The organism is Kribbella sp. NPDC056861, from assembly GCF_040687575.1.
GTDB lineage: Bacteria > Actinomycetota > Actinomycetes > Propionibacteriales > Kribbellaceae > Kribbella.
This window is the reverse complement of the sequence record NZ_JBFBNQ010000003.1, coordinates 1033291-1056027: the sequence shown is the minus strand read 5'-3', so window position 1 is coordinate 1056027 and position 22737 is coordinate 1033291. Positions and strand designations below refer to the sequence as shown.

The following is a 22737-nucleotide window of genomic DNA, read 5'->3' as shown; positions in this document are numbered from 1 at the left end:
GCAGTACGGCGAGCAGCGGGCCCGGTCGGGCTCAGTCGAACTTGCAGGCGGTGGACCACGAATGCGAGTCGTAGTCGTTGTCGTTCAGGTTCGCGTCGTACCACTCGCCCGGCCGGACGCACTTGCTGTAGGCGTCGTAGTTCACGTTGTAGTAGAGCCAGACGTGGTCCCAGGCGCCGGGGGTACCGTTGTTGAAGACGGTCTCGGCGTTGTCGTGCATGCCGTCGTCGCCCCAGTTCGCGTCGTTGCCGGACCACTGCGCCCGGTGACCTTGCGCGTTGTCGTCGGCCCAGGCGCAGAAGTAGCCGGACGGGCAGTCGGTCAGCGCGGCGGAGGCCGGCATCACGGGGGCGGCGGTGGCGATCAGGGTCACCGCGGCGAAGGCCGCGGTCTTCCAGGTGAGCGAACGCATCTGTTTCAGAGTCCTAACTGTAGAAGGGTTGTCGTCACTGCCGCAGTGCGCTTCTCGCCCGCGGCAGAGCGGTTTGTTCGAAGACGTTCAGCTCCGCCAGTTCGCGCCGATGGTCGGCGGTCACCGAGGCCCGGTGTTCGGGCTCGAGCGCAAGCAGCGTCGCGGCCAGCGAGGTCGAGTTCGCACAGGTCGCCTCGACCACAGCGGCGTCGAGCTCAGCAGCCCGTACGACGTCGGCCGCGCGCCCTTTGATGCGCTGGGCAACAATCTCCCGCAGCGCCCCAGGACCGCCGGCGTCGTAACCGCGACCTCTGACACACCCAGCCCAGTCCGCCATCGCGACGCCGTACCGCTGATCGCGCCGCACCTTGTCCTGGACCAGAAACTCCAGGTTGTCGACGGTCCGCCGAGCCTTGAACCAGCCCGGCAGATCGCCGTACAGGGTCCGCCGGGCCGAGGCGATGCAGCCCTTGTCGCTGACCGAGAGCCGTTCACCCGGTGCCAGTTCGACCGAGATCTGCTTGCCCGAGCCAACCAACGTCGTGCGCCACGCATCCTGCTGATCCTTCGACAGGCCCGCGAAGTACTGCGCTGTCGGATCGGCGGGCGGCGCGCTCTGCTTGACGCCATACCCGTTCGCCCGCGCCCACGCCACGTCGGTCACGACGTACGGGAAGTCCGGCTCACCCGACTTCGGCGGCCGCGGCTTCTCGTAGTACGTGAAACCGGCGGCACTCATGCACTCGCGGATCAACCGCTCCTCGGCGCCACGCAGCAGCACCTTGTCCTGCGCACTGACCGGAGGACCAACCGCGATCGCCTCCTGACCCTGTCGATTGAGCGCGAAAACGCCGCCCGCCACCACCAGACCGCAGAGCAGCAGAGCGGCAGGCAGGCGTCGCCGACCACGGAGCGTGAACGTCATTCACCAGAGCGTAGGTGATCCAGGAGGTCCAAACGAACGTTTAGATGACAACCCGCAGTCATCCCCAGGTGAGCGGGTCGAGCTGTAGGTAGAAGTCCAGCCGCCGGGCATCAGGCTCAGCCTCGCCGTACGCCGCGAAGAAGCCGGCCGGATCGGCAGACCACTCGTCCTCGAGCTGTGCCTTGGCCAGCGCCAGGTCGGAGTACCGGTCAGCCACACCAAGCCGGCCGAGATCGATCATGCCGGTCCACTCGAGCGTGTCCGGGTCGAAGAGGAAGTTGGGCAGGCACGCATCGCCATGGCACACCACCAACTCCAGCGACGCTGACACCGACGGCGCCGCCGCCAGCACCCGAGCCAGCAACTCCTCCGGCGCGACCAGCCGTGACTCGTCGGTCAGGAAGTCGGGATTTACCGCACCCCGCCGTACGACGTCCGCCGCCTGAGCGACCACGTCGTCCAGCCGCCGCTCGAACGGGCAGCTCGCCACCGGCAACTCATGCAACGCCCGAAGAGCCCCGGCGAAGCCCGACACCAACGCCGGCGACCACGGCAGATCCCCAGCCGCGACCCCAGGCACAGCGGAGGTCAGCAGAGCCGCCCCCTCAGCACCCTCGATCCAATCGAGCACGCGAGCGCCAGGAATCGGAGTACCGGCCAGCCACTCGCAGCGGTCCCGCTCGGCCACCAACTCAGCCACCCCGGTCGGCCCGCAGGTCTTCGCATAGACCAATCCCCGCCGATAAACAGAGGTCGCCGACTCCCCAGCCTCCACCAGCTCCCAGTCACCACCGCCCGGCAACAACATCCCGCAATCCTCACACAATGCGAGTCCCGAAACGTTCTACCCAGGAGACCCTGGAGGAGAGAGATGAACAACCGGCACGCGACCGTCAGCACCCCGCTCGGCGACCTCACCCTGGTCGCCTCGGGCGACGCCCTGATCGGCGTCTATTTCCCGCACCACTGGGTGAAGCCGACAGCAGCGACCCTGGGTGACAAGGTCGAGGAAGACCCGCTCCTCACCGAGGCCGCCCGCCAACTGACCCAATACCTGAATGGCGAGCGCGACACCTTCGACCTGACCGTCGAGCTGCGTGGCGGCGACGCGTTCCAGCAGAAGGTCTGGGCCCTGCTCGACGACATCCCGCGCGGCGCCACCACGACGTACGGCGAACTCGCCGAGCGCGTCGGCGACAAGCACCTGGCCCAGCTCGTCGGCAAGGCGGTCGGCAGCAATCCGCTCTCGATCGTCGTCCCGTGCCACCGCGTGGTCGGGAAGGACGGCAAACTCACCGGGTACGCCGGTGGGCTGACCCGCAAGCAGTTCCTGCTCGACCTGGAGGAGCCGGCCGCGCGCAAAGAGGCGAGGCTGTTCTAGCCAGAAGCCGTCGACTCGCGCGCGATCAGCTGCCACGGGAAGTCGTACACCTTGCCTTCCGCGCCCTCGCGGTCGGTGAGGCGGGCGACCATGATCCGGCACAGCGCCTTGTTGAACCCGACCGGCCCGACCGTCGACAGGGACGGGTCGAGATGCTCGCCCTCCGGCGTGTTCCCGACCCCGATCACGGCCAGATCGCCCGGTACGTCGAGGCGCAACCGGTGCGCCGCCCGGATCGCGGCGATCGCCGCGAAGTCCGTCGTACAGTAGAGCGCGGTCGGCCGATCGGGCCGGTTGAGCACCGACATCGCCGCCCGGTAAGCCCCTTCGGGATGCGGTTCGTACGTCGCCACCAACTCGTCCAGCACCGGTACTCCGGCTGCCGCCATCGTGCGCAGATAGGCGTCGTACCGCGGCCAGCCCGCCAGCTTCGAGGTCAGGGCGCCGATCCGCGTGTGCCGCTCCAGCAGATGCTCGACGGCCAGGTGACAACGCGGCTCGGCACCCGAGCGGATCACATCGAAGCCCTGCGGCTCCAGCACCTCGCTGAACACGACCATCTGCACGCCTTGCGCCGCGAACGCCAGCAGATCGGCGACCAGTGAGGGGTCGTCGTGCACGTGGTCGATGAAGATCACGTCCGGCGTCCGGTTCGCGAGCACGGTCCGCCAGTCGCCGTCGGCCACGATCAGCGCGGTCTTGCCCAGCGGCTGGACCGCTGCGCTGACATCGGCCGCCACCGCCTGCGCCCACGGATCGGCCAGCACACTCAGCGAGAGCAGGACGAGATCGGACTTGCCGGTCCGGATCGCGCGGGCGGCATCGTTGCGCCGGTAGCCGAGCCGCGCGGCCGCCTCCCGCACCCGGTCCGCGGTGTTGTCCGAGATCGTCTGACTGCGCGGGTGCCCGGACAGCACGTACGACACCGTCGCGATCGAGACGCCCGCGGCGGCGGCAACCGTCCGCAGCGTCGGTTTGTCGGTCATCCCCGTGGCCATGAACCGATTCTCTCAGCCCTTGACCGCTCCGGTGATGACGCCCTTGTTGAAGTGCCGCTGCAGGAACGGGTAGACCATTGCGATCGGCACCAGCGCGACCACCACGACCGCCATCTGCAGTGACTGCGGCTGCGGCAACGGCGTCACGCCGAGCTGGTCGGCCGACAGCGACTTGCCCTGCAGCACGTAGGTCCGCAGGATCACCTGCACCGGCCACTTGGACGTGTCGTTGATGTAGAGCAGCGCGTTGAAGAACGCGTTCCAGAAGCCGACCGCGTAGAACAGCCCGACCACCGCGATCACCGCCTTCGACAGCGGCATCACGATCCGGCGCAGGATGGTGAAGTCACTCGCGCCGTCGATCCGTGCGCTCTCCAGGATCTCGGCCGGCACGTTCATGAAGAAGGTCCGCATCACCACGAAGTTGAAGGCACCGAGCGCGCCCGGCAGGATCAGCGACCAGAGGCTGTCGATCAGCCCGAGCTGCTTCACGATCAGGAACATCGGGATGATGCCCGGCGCGAACAGCAGCGTGAACAGCACCAGCAGCAACACCGGCCGCCCGAGCAGCACCGGCCGCGAGGTGGCGTAGGCGAGCGCGATCGTGGTGAACAGCGCGATCGCCGTACCGATCACCGTGACGAAGACGCTGACCCCGATCGCCCGCGCCATCAGCCCACCGCTGAACAACGTGTCGTACGCCTTGAACGTCGGGTGCGACGGCCAGAGCACGTAGCCGCCGGCCTCGATGATGTCCTGGTCGCTGGCCAGCGAGGTCGAGATCACCACCATGATCGGGATGACGATCGCGAGCGCGAAACCGCCCAGCACCACCGCCTTGATCGTCTGGTACGCCGGACTCGGGCGTTCCTTCCAGATCGGCCTCACGATTCACCTCGCTTCTGGAAGATGCCCGGCTCGCCGAGCCGGTGCGCGATCGTGTTCGCGCCCCACAGCAGCAGCGCGCCGATGACGCCCTTGGCCAGCCCGGCCGCGGCCCCGCTGCTCCAGTCGCCGCCGACCACGCCGGCGTAGTACGTGAAGGTGTCGAGTACTTCGGCAGCGCCCGGCCCGACCGAGTCGCGCTGCAGGATGAACTGCTCGAACCCGACGCTCAGGATGTCGCCGATCCGCAGGATCAGCAGCAACACGATCACCGTGCGCATCGACGGCAGGGTGATGTGCCAGAGCCGCCGCCAGCGACCCGCGCCGTCCGCGGCGGCAGCCTCGTACAGGGAGACGTCGACCGCCGACAGCGCGGCGAGGAAGATGATCATCGCCCAGCCGGCGTCCTTCCAGATCAGCTGACCGACGACCAGTAGCGGGAAGGTGTCCGGGTTGGTCATGAACGGGATCGGGTCGAAGCCGGCCTGCCGGAGCAGGTTGTTGACGAAGCCCGCGCCGCCCAGCGACTGCTGGAACAACGCGATCACCAGCACCCAGGACAGGAAGTGCGGCAGGTAGGCGATGGTCTGGAACGCACGCCGGATCTTGTTGCTGACCAGGGAATCCACGATCAGTGCGAGGCCCAGCGGTACCGGGAAGAACAGCACCAGCTGCACCGCGGCGAGCAGCAGCGTGTTGCGCAGCGCGTCCCAGAAGTCCGGGTTGGCGTACAGGTTGACGAAGTTCTGGATGCCGTTCCACTCGCTGTGCATGATGCCGAGGTACGGCTGGAAGTCCTGGAAGGCGACCACGTTGCCGAGCACCGGCAGGTAGAAGAAGACCAGCAGGAACAGCACCCCCGGCACCATCAGGACCAGCATCTGCCAGTCCCGCCGCAGCCTGACGCCGAACGGCAACTCCTGCTGCTTGCGCCGGCTCAAGACCCTGTCACCGGTACGCCGGCGGGCAGCACGGCTTCGAACTCACCACGCATCTTGTCGCCGCCGCCGCTCTTCCAGCGCTTCAGCGCCGCGTCGTACGCGCCGATCTGCTGCCGGCCGGTGACGATGTCGACGATGGTGTCGCGGAAGGCCGCGGTCAGTTTGGTGCCGACCTTGCTGCTGGTGTCGGAGTAGGTGCCCGCGGTCGGGTTGCGCATCGCGTACGCGAGCAGCTTCTGCTCGGTGGCGTGGATCTTGCGGGTGTCCTCGGGGAAGGCCGGGTTGAAGATCACCGACTCCGGCGCGGTCATGATCTGCAGCGCGCTGACCAGACCGGGCGCCTGCTGGTTGCCGGCCGAGTTGAGCACCGGGTTCTTCTTGGCGTCCAGGGTGTACTGCTGGCCCGCCGTGCCGAAGTTCTTCTGCAGGTACTCCTTGGTGCCGAACGGCGCCGACAGGTAGTTGACCAAGGCAAGTAGTTCACGGATCCGGCCCTCGTCGGCCTGCCGGAACGGGGTGAACCCGACGGTGCCGTAGCCCATGTCGTAGACCGGCTTGGCCTTGCCGTCATGGCCGAACGGGATCAACGTGTCGACGAACAACGTCGGATCGGCCGCGCGGAAGTCGGCGGTCGCCCGCGGCCCGACGGTGACCTGCGCCGCGATCTGGCCGTTGACCGTCTTGGGCGTCGCGTCCGCGAGGTTGAGGTCGGGGTAGAACACCTTGGCTGCCCAGAGCTTGGCGGCGTACTCGACGGCGGCCCGGTAGTTGTCGGTCTCGTAGAGATGGGTCAGCGACCGGTCCGGGTTGACCCGCCAGGAGTTCGGGGCGCCGAACCACTCGCCGAACATGTGCAGCATGTTCACGATCGCCGGCTCGAGCGCGTAGTTCGTGCCGCGGGTCAAGTCCTTGCACTTGGCAAAGAACTCGTCGGCAGTCTTGCACTGCAGGCCGCCGACCTTCTCCCAGGTCCGCGGGTTGCCCATCATCACCTGGCCGAACGGCGTGGACGGGATCGGCGCGCCCCAGATCTTGCCGTTCACCACGGCGGTACGCCACGAGGCCGGCTTGAGCGCGGCGAGGTTCGGATACTCCAGTACGGCGTCGCCGACGAGGTACTTGGTCAGGTCCTGGAACTTGGCCTCCAGCATCGGGCCGATGTTCGGGATGCCCTGGTTCGGCGGCAACCACATCAGGTCCGGCAGCGAGTCGCCGGCCAGCAGCGTCGCGAACTTCTCCGGGTAGCCCGGGTCGGTGCCGATGGTGAGCTTGAGCTCGCCGCCGAGCGCCTGGTTGAGCGCCTGCCACATCGGGTTGCTGCCCATCGGGGGCGGCGGCGTCGCGAACGTCTCGGTCAACGCGGTCACCGCGCTCTTCAGCGGCGGCCCCTGAACACTCGCGATCGCGTTCTCCGGGAACTGCAGGAACCCAGGCTCGAGCCCCGACTCGGCCCCAGCCAACTCCGGCCGCAGCCCCTCGAACGCCTTGTACGTCGGCAGCGCCACGTCACCCGAAGCCTTCGCGCCCCCACCGGCCGCGCCGCCGTCGCCACACCCCGCCAGCGTCGAGCCCAGCGCGGCCGCCCCGAGTGCGCCACCGCTCAGCTCCAAGAACCTCCGTCGCCCGAACTTGCTCATCCCAGCCGCCCTTCGCTCACTAACGCGCACTTAAACGTTAACCGGGACGGTAAACCGGACCGTTGCGATCACGCAAGGCCGAATCAGTAATTGAGGGGGTGCGGCGACAGCTCAGTCGCGGTTGGTGACCTCGAAGGCAACGATCGCCGCGGCGACCGCCACGTTGAGCGACTCCACCCCGGCATGCAACGGGATCTGCAGATCCTCGTCGGTCTCGACGGTGATGCCGTTCGTCTCGCCGCCGAGGACGAAGACCGCGCGCGGCGCCAACTCCGCCTTGAAGAGCGACTGCTTGGACCGAGCCGAGAGCCCGTAGACGCGGTACCCCGCCTCGACCAGCAGGTTGACGGCCGCCTTCGCCGTCGCCACGTTCACGATCGGCGCCTGGAACGCGACCCCCGCGGACGCCTTGATCACCAGCGGCCCGACATGCGGCGTGCCGGCGCGCGGCAGGATCACCCCGTCGAAGCCGGCCCCGGTCGCGGTTCGCAGGATCATCCCGACATTGCCCGGGTTGGTCACCCCGTCGAGCAGGAACACGTTGGTCGGCCGCTTGCCACGGGCTCGCACGAAGTCGGCCAGCGGTGTCATCCGCGGCGCGTTCACGTCGGCCACCACGCCCTGGTCGTGCTTGCCGTTGCCGGCCAGCCACTTCACCCGTGACGCGGTCGCCCGCTCCACCGGCGTACCGGTCCGGGACGCGGCCCGGACGATCTCGTCCAGCGAACCGCCGCCGGCGTTGTCCGCGACCACGACCTTCGCCACCGACAACGACGGATCGTTCAGCGCCTCGAGCACCGGCTTACGCCCGAAGATGGTGATCCACTTGTCCCGGGGAGAGAGCTTCTCCCGCGCTTCCTGATCCACCCCAGTACGGTACAGGCGTTCCGCTCAGCCGACGGACGGCGACCGGGCGCCGCGGAACAGCGCCAGACCGGCCAGGCTGATCACCAGGAACCAGCCGCCGACCACCCAGGTCAGCGGCGGGAGCCAGGCCGGCACGTGCTCGATCCCGGCGTTCAGGCCCAGCAACAGGATCGACGTCAGCAGCCCGAGCGCCGGCCCCGCCTCGCTGTGCCTCCTGCTGAACAGACAGGCGGCCAGGCTGGGCCCGGCCAGCATGATCCCGGTGACCACCACGAAGATCGTCAGGAAGCCATGCGGATTGCAGTCCGTGCCCGGCGCGCACTCAGCGCCTCTGCTCTGCTGCAGGACGGCCAGCAGCAGCACGCAGTACGCCGCGCATGCCGCAGCGCTGATCGTGTGCAACCGCCAGACCCAGGTCTGCATAGAAAGAGCCTGCCACGGCGCGACGGCGAGCGTGCTGGGCTCAGGTGTGTCTCACGCCTGAGCCCAGTCGGCGGGCTTGCTGGCCTTGCCGTCCAGCCACAGGGTGTTCGACTCGTCGCGGTGCACCCCGGTGCTGCCGACGTGCTTGTCGCCGATGCCGGCGCCGTTCTTGATCACGTACACGAGCGCCATCGCGTGCCCGCGGCCGAGGTCGTAGTCCGCCTTCAGCCAGTCGCAGATCTGACCCGCCTTGGTGGCCGGCGCATCGAAGCCCTTCTCCTTCGCCAGCTCGACCAGCTCGCGCGGGGTCAGGCCGGTCTTGTCCTCGATCTTGTCCAAGTACGCCTGGAACGACATCTCGATTCCCTCTCGGTCGGAGCAACCCTTGCGGCTGCCACACCCCAGCGTCGAACTCGACCACCGGTTCTCGACACCACCTCCGAGAAAACTTTTCGGCCCGTTGGTTAGTGTCTGATTGTGAGTAGTGACGAGAAGTCGGGTGGGCGGCTGGGCGATCCGTCGCTGCTCCGCAGACTCAACTTCTCCGCCGCCCTGAGCGCCTTCGTGGAGGCACCCAGCCTCACCCTTCGCGAGCTGCGCCACGCGATCGGCGTCTCCCGCCCGACCGCCGAGGATCTGCTCGCCGAGCTGCTGGCCGAGGAACGCGTCGAAGAAACAGCCCCACCCCGTACGTCGTCCAGCCGCGCCGCCGGCCGCCCCGCTCGCCACTTCAGGTTCCGCGCCGAGTCCGGCTACGTCAGCGGAATCGACATCGGCGCACATAAATCAATGGCAGTCGTCACCGATCTGCGCGGGAACACCCTGGCGTCGCGCCGGGTCGAGCTGAGTCCGGACCTGCCCGCCACCGACCGGCTGCAGGCCGCGATCGACACCACGCTGGCCTGCTGGGCCGACGCGGGACTCGATCCGGCCGTGATCACCGGGGTGGCCTGCGGGATCACTGGTGCGCTGCGGGCCGCCGAGGGAGTGTCCGACGTACGGGTCGGGCCGTACGGATCAGGGCTGGCACCGTACTCGCTGCCTGGATTCACCGAGGTCGACGTCCCGCAGCTCCTCTCCGACGGCCTCGGGAAACCTGTTGCCGTCGCCAACGATGTGAAGCTGGCGGCGCTGGCCGAGCACTGGAAGGGCGCGGCGCAGAAGCACCGCGACATCGTCTACATGTTCGCCGGCCACCGGGCGGGGTCCGGTGTGGTGATCGACGGGCACGTCCATCAGGGCAGGCACGGCGCCGCCGGCGAGATCGGTGTGCTGCCGATGCTCGGCTGGGCGGAGGCGGTCGAGCGGCTGCACGCCCGCGGCGCGGCGCTCGCCGCCGAGGTGGGTGCGCCGTCCGGTCAGGAGGGCGAGTTCGTGATCGCCTCGGCCGCGCTGCAGGATCCGGAGAGCCTCGCGGTACTGATCGAGTTCGCCGAGGTGCTGGCCCGCGGCGCCGCCGTACTGGCGCTGGCCATCGACCCCGAGGTGGTCGTCCTGGGCGGCGGCATGTCACGCGGTGGCGCGATCATCGCCGAGCCGTTCCGGCGTGAACTGGCCAAGCTGACGCTGCTCCCGGTCGACGTGGTCACCTCGACGATGGGCGCCGACTCGGTCGCCCTCGGCGCGGCCAAGATGGCGCTCGACGAGGTCTTCGCGGGGCTGCTGACCGTCCCCGGCGCCTGATTACGCTTAGGCTGCGAGCAATCGACGGAAGAGGTTGACGGGATGACGAACGACGCCGGGATCAAGCCTGAGGTCGCACCCTCGGGACCGGGCTGTGTCGAGTGCACCGACGGCGGCGGCTGGTGGTTCCACCTGCGCCGCTGCGCCGAGTGCGGGCACATCGGCTGCTGCGACAGCTCCCCCTCGCAGCACGCCAGCGCGCACGCCGCGGAGACCAACCACCCGATCATCCAGTCCTACGAGCCGGGCGAGGACTGGTTCTGGGACTTCAGGACCGAGGAGATCGTCGAGGGCCCCGAGCTGGCCCCGCCGATCAACCACCCGGTCACCCAACCGGCCCCCGGCCCGGAGGGCGCAGTACCGGCCGACTGGGTCAAGCACATCCGTCAGTAAGGAACTGCCTGATCCTCGGCAGCTGCCGAGGATCGATCGTGTGGCCGCCGTCGAAGCCCTGTACTTCGACGGCGGCACTGCGGCGCCGCAGGTTGGCCGCGAGGGTCCGGGTCTGGTCGGCCGTCGCCATCGGGTCTTGATCGCCGTTGACGATCAGCACCCGCTTGCCCGCCAGTGTCTGGTCCTCGGGGCCCGGGTCCGCGAACGGAACCATTGCCCCTAGCAACACAGCAGCAGCAAGCGACTCCGGCCGCCGCAGCAGCAGCGCGGATGCCATGTTGGCCCCGTTCGAGAAGCCGACGGCGACCCAAGCCCCCGCCGGTACGCCGTACTTCGCCTCGGCCGCCACCAGGAACTCAGCCAACTTGTCGGCCTGCGCGCGCAGGTCGTCCTCGTCGAAGACGCCCTCCTGCACCCGCCGGAAGAAGCGGTGCATCTCGTTCTCCAGCACCGTCCCGCGCACGGACAGCACCGGCGCCCCGGGCACGAGATGCTCCCGCAGCGGCAAGAGGGTGAACTCGTTGCCCCCGGTGCCGTGCAAGAGCAGCAGCGGCGTCCCGGTCCCTGGCTGCCAGACGTGCGACCGGTGCAGGATGTCACTCACCGGGCACACGCAGGGGTGGCAGCGCGTTCTGGATCTGTTCGCGGTTCGGCTCCAGCCACGGCGGCAGCTTGAGGTGCTGACCGAGCTCCAGCAGCGGCTCGTCCACGGTGAAGCCCGGCTGGTCGGTGGCGATCTCGAGCAGCACCCCGCCTGGCTCGCGGAAGTAGATCGAGGTGAAGTACTGCCGGTCGAGGATCTCGGTGACGTTGATCCCGGCCTCGATCAGCTGCAGCCGCCACTGCGCCTGCGTCTCCTGATCCGGCGCACGGAAGGCGATGTGGTGCACGGTGCCCGCCGCCTGCAAGCCGCGAGACTCCTTGCTGGGCAGGACATCCACCGCAGTACCCTCCTGGCCGCCTGACATCACCAGCCGCGTGCGGTCGGCGGTGTTGTGGCCGAAGGACATGCCCAGCATCCCCGACAGCAACTCGGCGGTCGGTTCGAGCTCGCGCTCGGTCATCGTCACGGAGTACAGGCCTCGGATCGCACTGTCGGCCGGTACTGCGGCCGCTCCGTCCCACCCCGATCGCGAGTCGCCGTCAGAGGCGACCAGCTCGATCACCAGGCCGTCGGGATCCCGCAACCGGAGTACCTCCTCGTCGGAGCGCGCGACCGGCTCGTCGGAGTCGACGCCGAGATCCTTGAGCCGCTTCTGCCACCAGCCGAGCGCCTCCGGCGGGATGCTGAACGCGGTCGCCGTGGTCAGCCCGGTGCCCTGCCGGCCGGCGTCGGCTCCCGGCCAGGGGAAGAAGGTCAGCAGCGTCGAAGGCCGGCCGGACTCGTCGCCGTAGTACAGGTGATAGTTGCCGGGCGAGTCGAAGTTGACGGTGCGCTTGACCAGTCGGAGCCCCAGCACGGTGGTGTAGAAGTCGACGTTGCGTTGCGGGTCCTCCGCGATGGCAGTGACGTGGTGCAGACCGTGCGGTGCGAGTGCGGCAGACATCTGCGATTCCTCTCTCCGGGACGCTCACCAGCTTGCCCCGGCGGGCAAGCGAATGGCTAGGCTGACTCCTGAACTCGGCGAGGAGGAGGAAACGGACGGATGTCTTCTCAGCACCCCACGGCGGATGCTTTCGCGCAGCTGGCCGTGGAGCTCCACGACTCCGACGGCGTGGCGGAGACCGTCGAGACCGCGGTGCAGTTCGCCCGCCAGGCCCTGTCCTGCCGGTACGCCGGGTTGGTGCTGATCGAGCGCGGCCAGACCCCGGTGATCGCGGCGGTCACGGCCCCGGTGATCACCCGCCTCTACCAACTGCAGCTCGACAGCGGCCAGGGCCCGCTGATGGCCAGCCTCGAGAGCCGCACCCCCGTCTCGGTCGCCGATGCGACGACCGACGACCGCTGGTCGCCGGAATGGGCCGCGCTCACCGCGTCGATCGGGATCCGCAGCGTCCTGCACCTGCCACTGATGCCTGCGAGCCAGCCGGTGGGGGTGCTCAGCCTGTTCGGCGAGCAACCGAACAGTTTCGACTCCGACGACCTGGCGATCGGCCACATCCTGGCCCGGCACGCGTCGATCGCCGTCGCGAACGCCCGCAACGAGGAGACGATGGCCCAGGCCGTCGACGCCCGCAAGCTGGTCGGCCAGGCGATGGGCATCCTGATGGAGCGCTTCGACCTGGACGCCGACCGGGCCTTCGGCGTACTGCGCCGCTACTCCCAGGACAGCAACACCAAGCTCCGCGACGTGGCCCAGCAGCTCATCGACACCCGCAAACTGCCACCGGTCAGCCAGTGAAGAAGTCGGCCGCCGGGACGGTGAAGTTGAGCAGCGCGCCGTCGCGCTCCACCCGCGCGCTCGGCCAGCGGCGCCGGACCATCCGCAGCACCTTGTCGTTCATCGCACTGACCATCACCAGGAACTGACCAGCGCCGGCCGCCAAGGCGTGCCGACCAGACTCCGTCATCAGCTGTACGCCGAGCCCGCGGCGCTGCTCCGCCTCGGCGACGATCACGGCCAACTCCACAGTCGGTACTTCGACGCCCGCGACCCACGCCCACATCGAGTGACCGATCACCCGGCCGTCGCGCTCGGCGACCCAGGCAGCGCCGTTCGGCTCGAGCATCTGCTGCAGCAACTCCGGCCGCGGCGGACTCCCGATCGCGGTCTGGAAGCGCATGTAGAGACTCCACTCCGGCAGCCCCAGCAACATCTCCGACAGCGACGCCGCATCCGCGCCACCCGCCGGCCGGAGTACCAGCTGATGCGTGGCCGGCGGCTCGATCACCTGAGTCTGATTCACGGATTCAGCTTGGCCCGACTTGGCTGAGTCTGTCAAGCAGACTTATCCTCGAACCATGAGCACAGCAGAGCACGCGGTACCGGAGGCCATGCACTGGTCGACCGAGAACTGCACGATCTCCCGCACGATGGAGATCCTCGGCGAGAAGTGGACCTTCCACGTGCTGCGTGAGGTGTTCGTCGGCGTCCGGCGATTCGAGGACATCCGAGCCCGCGCGATCATCCCGCGCCAAGTGCTGACCGACCGGCTGGCGTCACTGATCGATCGCGGACTGCTCCGCCGCGAGGCGTACCGCACCCCGGGTCAACGCGAACGCTACGAGTACCGGCTGACCCAGGCCGGTCTCGACCTCTATCCGGTGATGGTCGCGCTGGTGCAGTGGGGCGACCAGTACCTACCGCTGGACGACGGCCCGCCGTTGCTGCCCGAGCATCGAGGCTGCGGCGGCGCGGTGACGGTCACTCTCCAGTGCGATGCCGGCCATGTCCCGACGCCCCGCGAGGTCGCCTTCCGCCCCGGCCCCGGAGCAACTCCCCGCGCGGTCAGCTGACGGGGACGCGGGCCAGCTCGGCCGTGGAGTCGCGGACGATCAAGCGGGTCGCCAGCTCGACGTGATGGGAGTCGACCTTCTCGCCGGCCGCCAACTGCAACGCGGTCCGCAGCGCGACGGCGCCCATGTCACGCAGCGGCTGGCGAATGGTCGTCAACTGCGGCGATGCGAGGCGCGCCACCTGGGTGTCGTCGAAGCCGATGACGCTGAGGTCCTCAGGGACCCGAAGCCCCCGAGCCCGGGCGGCCTCCATCAGGCCGAGGGCGGTCTCGTCACTGCCGGCGAAGATCGCGGTCGGCGGTTCGGGCAGGTCGAGCAGCGCGGCGCCGCCGGCCAGACCGTCGTCGTACAGGAACTCGCGGAGCCAGACATACTCCTTCGGTACTGCGACCCCCGCGGCCTCCATCGCGCCGCGGAAGCCGTTCAGCCTGGCCTGGTTGCAGCCTGAGCTCGGCGGCCCGCCCAGGTAGGCGATCCGCCGATGCCCGAGTGACAGCAGGTGCTGCGTCGCGGCCATCCCACCGGCGAAGTTCGTCGATCCCACGCTGATCACGTCGGGCTGCGCGATGCTGATCGGATCGACCACGACCAGCGGCAACCGGGCCCGCGACAACGCGGCGAGGTCGGCATCGGTCAGCTCGGAGGTGATCCCGATGACCGCGCGCCGTCCGGTCGCGGTCAGCTCGCGGATCCACTGCGCCGCCCGCCCCGTACTCCGGGGAGCAGTCGGCAGCGGCCGCGATCCGAGGACGACATCGACATCAGCCGCCTGCCCTGCCTCGACCACACCCTGGATCACCTCGACCGAGTAGCTGTTGAGGAATCCCTGGTAGAACAACTCGACCGTGATCCGCTCGACCTGCTCGGGCCGGCGGCCGACGTACTCGTGCTCACGCAGGATCTCCTGCACGCGGGCACGGGTCGATTCGGAGACGTCGCTGCGCCCGTTGAGAACCTTGGAGACGGTCGCGACCGAGACTCCCGCGGTGGCGGCAACGGTGGCCAACGTGACACGGCCGGTCAAGCGCGGCACCTCCTCACCCTTCTCGTCCTGTCGGGCGGATCTCGACAGGCGTGATCATCGTACGATCGTGGCCCACCACCCGCGTCGCACCGGTGACGCGCACGGTCGCGCGGCACGGCAGATCAGCCGACGAAGTCCCCACCAGTACTTCGAGCTCGCCCGCCTCGACGATGCGTCGCAGATCGGGCCCACTGTAAGCGGTCCGGTCGGCATGCACCTGGAAGGCGACCTCCGCCGAGTCGCCTGGCTGCAACGACACCCTGGCGAATCCGGTCAGCATCTTCAACGGCCTGGCCACCTGCGCGACCACGTCGTGCAGGTAGAGCTGGACGACCTCGTCACCGGCTCGCGTGCCGGTGTTGCGCACCCGAACGGTCGCTTCAAACGTGCCGTCGGTCGCGATCTCGTCCGCGCTGAGCCGCAGATCGTCGACCTCGAAGCTCGTGTACGACGCCCCGAATCCGAAGGGATACAGCGGCGACGCCTCCAACCCACTGATGCCTGCACTCTCCACGCTCCCAAGCGGAGGCTGCAGGTAGGTCCCCGGCTGGCCACCAAGCTGCCGTGGGATCTGCACCGGCAGCTTGCCGCTGGGCACGATCCGCCCACTCAGCACACCGGCGATCGCCGACCCACCCTCCTGGCCCGGGTAGAACGCCTGCACCAACCCAGCCACCCGCCCGGCAACATCTCCCAAGGCGTAGGGCCGACCGGAGACGACCACCACGACGACCGGAGTACCAGAGTCGAGCAGTGCCGCCAGCAACTCTCCTTGTACGCCGGGCAGCCGCAGATCCTCCGCGTCGCAGCCCTCCCCGGACGATCCCTGGCCGAACAAGCCGGACAGATCGCCAACACACGCGATCACCAGGTCGGCGCCTCGCGCCGCTTCGACCGCGGCAGCGAAGCCGGACCGGTCCTCACCGAGCACAGCGCTCCCGTGCTCGTGGACCAGCTCGACCCCGGGCAACTCCTTGCCCAAGGCATCAAACAGGGTGGGCACAGTGATGCCCATCGGGCGATCCGGGTAGCGCGGCAGGACGTGATTGGGGAAGGCGTAGCAGCCCATGAAGCTGCGCGGATCGCCGGCCGTCGGCCCGACCACCGCGATCTTGCGCAGCTCGAGGCTTTCCAGCGGCAAGGCGATCCCGGCGTCGAGCAGGACGACGGACCGCTCGGCCAACTCGAGCGCCAGCGCACGGTTCTCCGCCGAGTCGAAGTCGCGAGGCGCGACCGAACCTTCCGGCGTCCAGTCCGGATCGAGCAGACCCAGTTGCGCCTTCTGCAGCAGGACTCTGCGGACCGCGCGATCGATCAGGTCCTCGGAGAGTTCACCCGACTCGACCCGCTCGATCAGCCCGGCCCCGAAGCCGATCGTGTCCGGCAGCTCGACATCGGTGCCTGCGGCAAGGGCCAGCGCTCCGGCATCGTCGACGGTGGCCGCCACCCGATGCATCTTGGCCAAGAACGGCACGGCCCAGTAGTCCGAAACGACCGTGCCCGGGAAGCCCCACTCGTCGCGGAGTACCTGGGTGAACAGCCACGGATCAGCGCCGGCCGGCAGCCCGTCCAGGTCGGAGTACGAGGTCATCACCGAGCCCGCATCGGCGGTGGAGATGGCCATTTCGAAGGTCGGCAGCAGGATGTCGAGCAGCTCCCGCCGTCCGATCGACACCGGTCCGTGGTTGCGTCCGGCCCGCGAGGCGGAGTACCCGGCGAAGTGTTTGAGGGTCGCGATCACGCCTGCGCTCTGCAGCCCGCGCACATACGCGGAGCCCAGCATCCCTACCAGATAAGGGTCTTCGCCGATCGTCTCCTCGACCCGCCCCCACCGATAATCCCGTACTACGTCAAGCACCGGCGACAGCCCTTGCTGCACACCAGCGGCGGCCATGTCCCGCCCGATCGCCGCCGCCATCCGCTCGACCAGCGATGGATCGAAGGTCGCGCCCCAGGCCAGCGCTGTCGGATAAACCGTTGCACCGTACGTCGTGAAGCCGGTCAGACATTCCTCGTGCACCAGCGCCGGTACGCCGAGCCGCGACCCGGCCAGCACCACGTGATGCTGGCGAATCACCTCCGCGACGCCCTCCTCGACAGTCAGCGGCACGCTGCCCCAGACCCGGGTCAGCTGGCCGAGCCCGTCCCGGCTGGCATCCTCCAGCGAGATCGATCCGCCCGCGGCGAAGACGTCCTGCATCGGCGCGACGTTGAGCTGCTCCTCGACCGGCTGTTCGGTCTCGGCCATGTCGTTGCCGACCCAGCGGCTGCCGAGCTGGGCGACCTTCTCCGCCAGCGTCATCGCCTGCAAGAGCAGTTCGGCACGCTTTTCAGCCGGTAACGAGACATCACGCCAAGCGATAGTTTCGAAATGTTTCGTTACTCCGTCGTCACCCATATGTCTTAATCTGACTCATAAATACGGACTCTTCAAGCCCTTGACAGCAATACTCCCGAAATCTACGTTACGAAACATGACGACTTCTCGGCGCAATTTCCTTCGCCTGTCCGCCGGCAGCGCCGCGATGGCCGCCGGCCTCGCCGCCTGCGGGACATCCGGCCCCAAGACCACCGGCGGCACGACGGGCGGCGAAGCCACCGGTACCGGCGCTTCGTACTGGTACCTCACCGGACAGCCCCAGCAGGGCATCCGCGAAGCCCAGGTCAAGCGGTTCAACGAGGCCAACTCGGGCACCCAGCTGAAGACGAACACGTTCCAGAACGACGCCTTCAAGCAGAAGATCAAGACCGCGATCGGGGCCGGCCAGGGCCCGACCCTGATCTGGGGCTGGGGCGGTGGTGGCCTGAAGAGCTACGTCGACGCCGGCCAGGTCGAGGACCTGACCAGCTGGTTCGGCGAGAACGCCGCGCTGAAGGACTCGATCTTCCCGTCCGCGTTCGGCGCGGCCACCGTCGGCGGCAAGATCTACGCGATGCCGGTGGAGACCACCACGCCGATCGTCCTGTACTACAACAAGACCGCGTTCGAGAAGATCGGCGCCGAGCCGCCGCAGTCGTGGGGCGACATCCTGGATCTGGTGCCGAAGTTCAACGACAAGGGCATCGCGCCGTTCTCGCTCGGCGGCCAGTCGCGCTGGACCAACATGATGTGGCTGGAGTTCCTGTTCGACCGGATCGGCGGCAGCGAGGTCTTCCAGAACATCTTCGACGGCAAGGCCAACGGCTGGTCCGACCCGTCGGCGCTGAAGGCCCTCGAGGAGATGCAGAAGCTGATCAAGGCGAACGGCTTCATCAAGGGCTTCTCCTCGATCACCGCCGACTCCAACGCCGACCAGGCCCTGCTCTACACCGGCAAGGCCGCGATGATGGTGCACGGCGCCTGGACCTACGGCGGGATGAAGGCCGACGGCGGCAAGTTCGTCACCGACGGCCACCTCGGCTACATGAACTTCCCGCCGGTCGACGGCGGCAAGGGCGACCCGAGCAGCACGGTCGGTAACCCGGGCCAGTACCTGTCGATCTCCTCGAAGGCCAGCGACGCCGACAAGGCCGTCGCGAAGAAGTTCCTCGCCACCGCCACCCTCGACGACGCCTCGGTCGACGCCTGGGTGAAGAGCGGCAACATCCCGGTGGTGAAGAGCTCCAACGAGAAGCTCGGCTCGGTCACCGACAAGAACGACGCCGAGTGGCTGAAGTTCGTCTACGACACCTCCAGCAAGGCGAAGGTCTTCGCCCAGTCCTGGGACCAGGCGCTCAGCCCGACCGCGGCCGAGACGCTGCTGGACAACATCGCCAAGCTGTTCCAGCTCTCCATCTCGCCGCAGCAGTTCGCCGACAACATGAACAAGGTGATCGGCAAGTGACGGCGGCCGCTCCGACCGTCGTACGGGCGCGGCGGACGCCCTCGCACGCCGGCCGGAGCGGCTCGGTCGCGTGGATGGCCCTCCCCGCCCTCGCGATCTTCACGGTGTTCGGGGTCGTCCCGCTGGTCGGAGTACTGCTGCTCAGCTTCGTCCAGTGGGACGGCCTCGGCGCTCTGCACCCCGCCGGTTTCGCCAACTGGCGCACGGTGCTGAGCGATCCGGGGCTGCCGCACTCGCTGTTCGTGACGTTCGAGATCATGATCCTGTCCTGGGCCGCGCAGACCCCGATCAGCCTGTTGCTCGGCGTCTTCCTGGCCGGCCGGCAGCGCTACCGCGCCCTGCTCGCCGTCCTGTACTTCGTACCGCTGCTGCTCAGCTCGGCCGCGATCGCGATCACCTACAAGGCGCTGCTCGACCCGAACTTCGGTCTCGGCGCCGGCCTGCACCTGGAGTTCCTGACCCAGGACTGGCTCGGCCGGGACCACCTCGCGCTCGGCGTGGTGATCTTCGTCGTCTCCTGGCAGTTCATCCCGTTCCACTCGCTGATCTACCAGGGCGGCGTCCGGCAGATCCCCACCACGATGTACGAGGCCGCCTCGATCGACGGGGCCGGCCGGATCCGGCAGTTCTTCTCCATCACCGTGCCGCAGCTGAAGTACACGATCATCACCTCGTCCACCCTGATGGTGGTCGGCTCGCTGACCTTCTTCGACCTGATCTTCGTGCTCACCGCGGGTGGGCCCGGTGACGCCACCCGGGTGCTCGCGCTGGACATGTACAAACGCGGGTTCCAGGCCAACCTGATGGGACCGGCCAGCGTGATCGCGGTCCTGCTGGTCCTGATCGGTCTCGCCCTCGCCCTCCTGCTGCGCCGGCTCGGCGGCAGCACCACGGCCAGCCAGCAGGAAGGTGCCTGAGATGCGGTTGATCCGGCGGAACTGGCTGGGCGGCACGGCGGGCTGGCTGTGGCTGGTGATCGTGCTGATCCCGCTGTACTGGATCGTCGTCTCCAGCTTCAAGGACCAGGCCGGCTTCTTCATCCAGAACCCGTTCGCGTTACCGGCCGACCCGACCATCGAGAACTACAAACTCGTCATCCAGTCCGACTTCCCCCGGTACTTCGTGAACAGCGTGATCGTCACGGCCGGCACGATCCTCCCGGCCGTGGCGATCGCGTTCATGGCCGCGTACGCGATCGTCCGCGGAGCCGGCAGCCGGTTCCTGGCCGGCGCGAACGGACTGTTCCTGATGGGCCTGGCGATCCCGCTGCAGGCGACGATCATCCCGGTCTACCTGCTGATCATCAAGATGCAGCTGTACGACAGCCTGCTGGCGATCATCCTGCCGTCGATCGCGTTCTCCATCCCGCTGTCGGTGCTGGTGCTGACGAACTTCATCCGGGACGTGCCGAAGGAGCTGTTCGAGTCGATGCGGGTCGACGGCGCGACCGAGTGGGGGATGCTGCGCATGCTGGCGCTGCCGCTCACCCGGCCGGCCCTCGTCACGGTCAGCATCTACAACGGCCTCGGCGTCTGGAACGGCTTCCTGCTGCCGTTGATCCTGACCCAGAGCCCGGAGAAGCGGACCCTGCCGCTGGCCCTGTGGAGCTTCCAGGGCCAGTACTCCGTGAACGTCCCGGCGGTGCTCGCCTCGGTCGTGCTGACCACGCTCCCGATCGTGATCCTCTACGCGCTCGGCCGTCGGCAGTTGCTCAGCGGCCTCACCGCGGGCTTCAGCCGCTGACCCCGTAACCCCCGTAGTACCCGAACCCCCGGCCTGCTCCTAGCAGACCGGGGGTTCACCATGTCCTCACTTCGAGCTTCTTTTTTTCTTGCCTGCGGCCACAACATTCCGGGCCTGTTCAGACGTCTATCTCGTAGCAGCAAAAAACCAATCCCCAACTTTTCCAGGGCCACGCCCGCCCTCAATACCGGTCTAGACCAGAACTGTCAAGACCTGAACGAAGTGAGGACGGCATGACTCCCCCACGGCTCCTGGGCGGGCTCCCCCGCAGGCAGTGGTTGCCCTTGCTGACGGCGGGAATCGTCGTCGTGGTGATCGCGCTGATCAGCGTGGTCCTGTCACCGCAGACCGCCTGGGGACCCCGGTCCGAACACGCGGCGAAGGTCGGCTCCAAGGCGATCCCGAGCGCCACCAGGCCGACCACTCCGGCCAAACCCGGCCAGGTGAAGCCGGCGACGTACGCCTGTCCGCAGTACAGCGGGATCGACACTCCCAACCCGTTGCCCCGGTTGTACGAGGACACCTTCCAGTGGAGCGTGCATCCGGCGTACCAGGTGGGGAACGGCAAGGGCGACATCAACTGGCGCTCGAACCCGTACAACCAGCCCAGCTGGTACATGTGGCTGCACTCGCTGCGCTGGCTCGGGCAGGGCATCGAGGCAGCGCGGGCCGGCGACAAGAAGGCGATGGCCCGGGTGACGACGATCATCCACGACTGGGTGAACGACAACCCGTACGACTGGAAGGGCGACGTCGGCGCGCACGAGGCGACGATGCACCGCACCAACGTGCTGATCTGCACCCGGCAGGCCATTCTCAGCGGCCTGAAGGTGAAGATGTTGCCGGCCGCCTACGCCTGGCTGGACCAGTCGCTGCTGGACCACGCCAGGTTCATGGAGATCAACTGGGGTGGCGAGGGCAACCACGGCACCGACGAGAGCATCGCGATGTTCGGGATCGGCTGCACGCTGGGCCGCGAGTCCTACAAGACTCTCGCCGAGCGACGGCTGGCCCGGGCGATCACCGTGTCGATCGACGCTCAGGGCGCGACCAACGAGCAGTCCACCGGCTACGCGATCTTCAACTACACGCTGTGGGGCCGCGCGATCAAGGCCCTGCAGGAGTGCGGCGCCGACCCGAGCCCGACCATCAAGGCCCGCCGCGCCGGGCTCGCGAACTTCATCGCGATGGCCACCGACTCCTTCGGCAAGCTGCACCAGCTCGGCGACTCCGAGCGGCTCAAGACGCCCACGCTGTTCCCCGGTACGCCGATGGAGTACGCCGGAACCCTTGGTGCGAAAGGGCGCCCGCCCGCCGAGCGAATCGCGATCTATGACGCCGGGTACATCTTCGGCCGGACCGGCTGGGGCCAACAGCGGCCCTTCGCCCAGGAGTCGACGTACAGCATCAGGTTCGGACCGGCCCGCACGTTGCACGGCCACGACGACCACATGTCGATCACCTACACCTCGCACGGCCGCGAGATCCTGGTCGACGGTGGGCACGCCGGCTACCAGGTCGACAAGTGGCGCAGCTGGGCCAAGAGCGAGTCCGCGCACAACGTGATGTCCAGCCCGCTGATGGCCGGCCGGGCGACCGAGACCAAGCTGGTCCGCTCGGACATCAAACCGACCTCGGAGTTCTACGAGCTGTCTGACACCCCCGGGCCAGGGATGTCGCGGAAGCGGTCGGTGCTGGTGCTCAAGGACCCGGACCTGATCGTCGCGCTCGACCGGGCAACCTCCGAGCAGGACCAGGAGTTCCAGACCCAGTGGCACCTGCCGATCGGCCAGCAGGTGACTGTCTCTTCGCCAACGACCACTGTCGCGATGAACCCGGCCGACAAGGTGAAGACCGTCTTGCTACAAATCCCTTACCAGGCGGCGCTTCCGGCTGACGCGACCAAGGTGACACGCGGCCAGGAGGATCCGGTCCAGGGCTGGCACTACCCGAGCACGAACACGAAGCAGCCGGCTTCGACGGTCAGCTTCAACCGCAATGGCAAGTCGGCGACCGTGCTGTCCGTCATCGTCCCGGCCGACTACCAGGCCGCGGTCAGCTACAAGACCCGCACGACCGGCTCGACGGTCTTCGTCGACCTCACCGTGGGCAAGCTGCGCACGACTGTCGCAGTACAGGCTGACGGAACGATCAGCCGAGTGAAATAACGGTCTAGACAGATATCCAACTTCTGGCGGCCGAGC

General features: G+C 68.1%; 24 protein-coding genes. 9 read left to right on the top strand and 15 right to left on the bottom strand.

Annotated features, from left to right (window positions below; all coding sequences use genetic code 11):
- Positions 1–31: 31 nt before the first annotated feature.
- From AB0P21_RS18875 to AB0P21_RS18865, 3 genes are read right to left on the bottom strand one after another with little or no spacing between them, the layout of a single operon-like run.
- Positions 32–412 (bottom strand): peptidase inhibitor family I36 protein, encoded by a 381-nt coding sequence (locus AB0P21_RS18875; protein ID WP_363698161.1) that lies wholly within the window; start codon positions 410–412, stop codon positions 32–34.
- A 34-nt stretch (positions 413–446) separates the two neighbouring features.
- Entirely contained in the window at positions 447–1337 is an 891-nt protein-coding gene (locus AB0P21_RS18870) for a hypothetical protein (protein WP_363698160.1), read from the bottom strand.
- 58 nt (positions 1338–1395) lie between these two features.
- Positions 1396–2145 (bottom strand): aminoglycoside 3'-phosphotransferase, encoded by a 750-nt coding sequence (locus AB0P21_RS18865; protein ID WP_363698158.1) that lies wholly within the window; start codon positions 2143–2145, stop codon positions 1396–1398.
- Between the two features lie 63 nt (positions 2146–2208).
- Here AB0P21_RS18865 and AB0P21_RS18860 point away from each other — a divergent pair, with 63 nt between their 5' ends.
- Positions 2209–2718, top strand: coding sequence for a methylated-DNA--[protein]-cysteine S-methyltransferase (locus tag AB0P21_RS18860; protein WP_363698156.1), 510 nt, complete (start codon positions 2209–2211; stop codon positions 2716–2718).
- Here the strand turns inward: AB0P21_RS18860 and AB0P21_RS18855 are convergent.
- The 7 genes from AB0P21_RS18855 to AB0P21_RS18825 all read right to left on the bottom strand — a co-directional run bounded on the left by AB0P21_RS18855 (position 2715) and on the right by AB0P21_RS18825 (position 8826).
- Complete coding sequence (locus AB0P21_RS18855; RefSeq protein ID WP_363698154.1) at positions 2715–3716, bottom strand: LacI family DNA-binding transcriptional regulator; 1002 nt, start codon at positions 3714–3716, stop codon at positions 2715–2717. The two genes, AB0P21_RS18860 and AB0P21_RS18855, sit on opposite strands and share 4 nt — an antisense overlap.
- Before the next feature lie 12 nt (positions 3717–3728).
- Complete coding sequence (locus tag AB0P21_RS18850) at positions 3729–4604, bottom strand: carbohydrate ABC transporter permease (protein ID WP_363698152.1); 876 nt, start codon at positions 4602–4604, stop codon at positions 3729–3731.
- Complete coding sequence (locus AB0P21_RS18845; RefSeq protein ID WP_363698150.1) at positions 4601–5542, bottom strand: ABC transporter permease subunit; 942 nt, start codon at positions 5540–5542, stop codon at positions 4601–4603. The genes AB0P21_RS18850 and AB0P21_RS18845 overlap by 4 nt, the downstream gene beginning before the upstream one ends.
- Positions 5539–7179 (bottom strand): sugar ABC transporter substrate-binding protein, encoded by a 1641-nt coding sequence (locus tag AB0P21_RS18840; RefSeq protein WP_363698148.1) that lies wholly within the window; start codon positions 7177–7179, stop codon positions 5539–5541. The genes AB0P21_RS18845 and AB0P21_RS18840 overlap by 4 nt, the downstream gene beginning before the upstream one ends.
- A gap of 111 nt (positions 7180–7290) precedes the next feature.
- Positions 7291–8046 (bottom strand): RNA methyltransferase, encoded by a 756-nt coding sequence (locus tag AB0P21_RS18835; protein ID WP_363698146.1) that lies wholly within the window; start codon positions 8044–8046, stop codon positions 7291–7293.
- Between the two features lie 24 nt (positions 8047–8070).
- A complete protein-coding gene (locus AB0P21_RS18830; protein WP_363698145.1) occupies positions 8071–8469 on the bottom strand; it encodes a hypothetical protein in 399 nt (132 codons plus the stop codon).
- A 51-nt stretch (positions 8470–8520) separates the two neighbouring features.
- On the bottom strand, positions 8521–8826 hold the full coding sequence (locus AB0P21_RS18825; RefSeq protein ID WP_363698143.1) for a DUF4287 domain-containing protein: 306 nt from the start codon (positions 8824–8826) through the stop codon (positions 8521–8523).
- A gap of 120 nt (positions 8827–8946) precedes the next feature.
- Here AB0P21_RS18825 and AB0P21_RS18820 point away from each other — a divergent pair, with 120 nt between their 5' ends.
- Both AB0P21_RS18820 and AB0P21_RS18815 read left to right on the top strand, forming a co-directional pair.
- Positions 8947–10152, top strand: coding sequence for an ROK family protein (locus tag AB0P21_RS18820; RefSeq protein WP_363698141.1), 1206 nt, complete (start codon positions 8947–8949; stop codon positions 10150–10152).
- Positions 10153–10194: 42 nt separating this feature from the next.
- Positions 10195–10545 carry a UBP-type zinc finger domain-containing protein gene (locus AB0P21_RS18815; protein ID WP_363698139.1) on the top strand — a complete coding sequence of 117 codons (351 nt, stop codon included), beginning with the start codon at positions 10195–10197 and terminating at the stop codon, positions 10543–10545.
- Here AB0P21_RS18815 and AB0P21_RS18810 read toward each other — a convergent pair.
- The gene (locus AB0P21_RS18810; protein ID WP_363698137.1) at positions 10526–11149 is read right to left on the bottom strand and encodes an alpha/beta hydrolase; all 624 of its coding nucleotides are present in this window, start codon (positions 11147–11149) and stop codon (positions 10526–10528) included. The genes AB0P21_RS18815 and AB0P21_RS18810 overlap by 20 nt on opposite strands.
- Complete coding sequence (locus AB0P21_RS18805; protein ID WP_363698135.1) at positions 11142–12092, bottom strand: ring-cleaving dioxygenase; 951 nt, start codon at positions 12090–12092, stop codon at positions 11142–11144. The genes AB0P21_RS18810 and AB0P21_RS18805 overlap by 8 nt, the downstream gene beginning before the upstream one ends.
- Positions 12093–12191: 99 nt before the next feature.
- On the opposite strand from AB0P21_RS18805, the gene AB0P21_RS18800 reads away from it, so the two are divergent.
- Positions 12192–12887, top strand: coding sequence for a GAF and ANTAR domain-containing protein (locus AB0P21_RS18800; RefSeq protein WP_363698133.1), 696 nt, complete (start codon positions 12192–12194; stop codon positions 12885–12887).
- Here AB0P21_RS18800 and AB0P21_RS18795 read toward each other — a convergent pair.
- Positions 12877–13392 (bottom strand): GNAT family N-acetyltransferase, encoded by a 516-nt coding sequence (locus tag AB0P21_RS18795; protein WP_363698131.1) that lies wholly within the window; start codon positions 13390–13392, stop codon positions 12877–12879. The genes AB0P21_RS18800 and AB0P21_RS18795 overlap by 11 nt on opposite strands.
- A gap of 55 nt (positions 13393–13447) precedes the next feature.
- On the opposite strand from AB0P21_RS18795, the gene AB0P21_RS18790 reads away from it, so the two are divergent.
- Positions 13448–13942 (top strand): helix-turn-helix domain-containing protein, encoded by a 495-nt coding sequence (locus AB0P21_RS18790; protein WP_363698129.1) that lies wholly within the window; start codon positions 13448–13450, stop codon positions 13940–13942.
- Here AB0P21_RS18790 and AB0P21_RS18785 read toward each other — a convergent pair.
- Positions 13935–14975 (bottom strand): LacI family DNA-binding transcriptional regulator, encoded by a 1041-nt coding sequence (locus AB0P21_RS18785; protein WP_363698127.1) that lies wholly within the window; start codon positions 14973–14975, stop codon positions 13935–13937. The two genes, AB0P21_RS18790 and AB0P21_RS18785, sit on opposite strands and share 8 nt — an antisense overlap.
- 4 nt (positions 14976–14979) lie before the next feature.
- The gene (locus AB0P21_RS18780; protein ID WP_363698125.1) at positions 14980–17268 is read right to left on the bottom strand and encodes a glycoside hydrolase family 3 N-terminal domain-containing protein; all 2289 of its coding nucleotides are present in this window, start codon (positions 17266–17268) and stop codon (positions 14980–14982) included.
- Positions 17269–17440: 172 nt separating this feature from the next.
- Here AB0P21_RS18780 and AB0P21_RS18775 point away from each other — a divergent pair, with 172 nt between their 5' ends.
- From AB0P21_RS18775 to AB0P21_RS18760, 4 genes are all read left to right on the top strand, one after another.
- Positions 17441–18790, top strand: coding sequence for an extracellular solute-binding protein (locus tag AB0P21_RS18775; RefSeq protein ID WP_363698123.1), 1350 nt, complete (start codon positions 17441–17443; stop codon positions 18788–18790).
- The gene (locus tag AB0P21_RS18770) at positions 18787–19707 is read left to right on the top strand and encodes a sugar ABC transporter permease (protein ID WP_363698121.1); all 921 of its coding nucleotides are present in this window, start codon (positions 18787–18789) and stop codon (positions 19705–19707) included. The genes AB0P21_RS18775 and AB0P21_RS18770 overlap by 4 nt, the downstream gene beginning before the upstream one ends.
- A gap of 1 nt (position 19708) precedes the next feature.
- Positions 19709–20533, top strand: a complete 825-nt coding sequence (locus AB0P21_RS18765; RefSeq protein WP_363698120.1) for a carbohydrate ABC transporter permease — start codon at positions 19709–19711, stop codon at positions 20531–20533.
- Positions 20534–20766: 233 nt separating this feature from the next.
- Positions 20767–22701, top strand: a complete 1935-nt coding sequence (locus tag AB0P21_RS18760) for a heparinase II/III family protein (protein ID WP_363698119.1) — start codon at positions 20767–20769, stop codon at positions 22699–22701.
- The last annotated feature ends 36 nt before the right edge of the window (positions 22702–22737 follow it).

Bases quoted from the DNA above. Each gene is read 5' to 3' on its own strand.
- AB0P21_RS18875 (WP_363698161.1), bottom strand. From the start codon at position 412: ATGCGTTCGCTCACCTGGAAGACCGCGGCCTTCGCCGCGGTGACCCTG.
- AB0P21_RS18870 (WP_363698160.1), bottom strand. From the start codon at position 1,337: ATGACGTTCACGCTCCGTGGTCGGCGACGCCTGCCTGCCGCTCTGCTG.
- AB0P21_RS18865 (WP_363698158.1), bottom strand. From the start codon at position 2,145: ATGTTGTTGCCGGGCGGTGGTGACTGGGAGCTGGTGGAGGCTGGGGAG.
- AB0P21_RS18860 (WP_363698156.1), top strand. From the start codon at position 2,209: ATGAACAACCGGCACGCGACCGTCAGCACCCCGCTCGGCGACCTCACC.
- AB0P21_RS18855 (WP_363698154.1), bottom strand. From the start codon at position 3,716: ATGGCCACGGGGATGACCGACAAACCGACGCTGCGGACGGTTGCCGCC.
- AB0P21_RS18840 (WP_363698148.1), bottom strand. From the start codon at position 7,179: ATGAGCAAGTTCGGGCGACGGAGGTTCTTGGAGCTGAGCGGTGGCGCA.
- AB0P21_RS18830 (WP_363698145.1), bottom strand. From the start codon at position 8,469: ATGCAGACCTGGGTCTGGCGGTTGCACACGATCAGCGCTGCGGCATGC.
- AB0P21_RS18825 (WP_363698143.1), bottom strand. From the start codon at position 8,826: ATGTCGTTCCAGGCGTACTTGGACAAGATCGAGGACAAGACCGGCCTG.
- AB0P21_RS18815 (WP_363698139.1), top strand. From the start codon at position 10,195: ATGACGAACGACGCCGGGATCAAGCCTGAGGTCGCACCCTCGGGACCG.
- AB0P21_RS18805 (WP_363698135.1), bottom strand. From the start codon at position 12,092: ATGTCTGCCGCACTCGCACCGCACGGTCTGCACCACGTCACTGCCATC.
- AB0P21_RS18800 (WP_363698133.1), top strand. From the start codon at position 12,192: ATGTCTTCTCAGCACCCCACGGCGGATGCTTTCGCGCAGCTGGCCGTG.
- AB0P21_RS18790 (WP_363698129.1), top strand. From the start codon at position 13,448: ATGAGCACAGCAGAGCACGCGGTACCGGAGGCCATGCACTGGTCGACC.
- AB0P21_RS18780 (WP_363698125.1), bottom strand. From the start codon at position 17,268: ATGACGCTGGCGGAGAAGGTCGCCCAGCTCGGCAGCCGCTGGGTCGGC.
- AB0P21_RS18775 (WP_363698123.1), top strand. From the start codon at position 17,441: ATGACGACTTCTCGGCGCAATTTCCTTCGCCTGTCCGCCGGCAGCGCC.
- AB0P21_RS18765 (WP_363698120.1), top strand. From the start codon at position 19,709: ATGCGGTTGATCCGGCGGAACTGGCTGGGCGGCACGGCGGGCTGGCTG.
- AB0P21_RS18760 (WP_363698119.1), top strand. From the start codon at position 20,767: ATGACTCCCCCACGGCTCCTGGGCGGGCTCCCCCGCAGGCAGTGGTTG.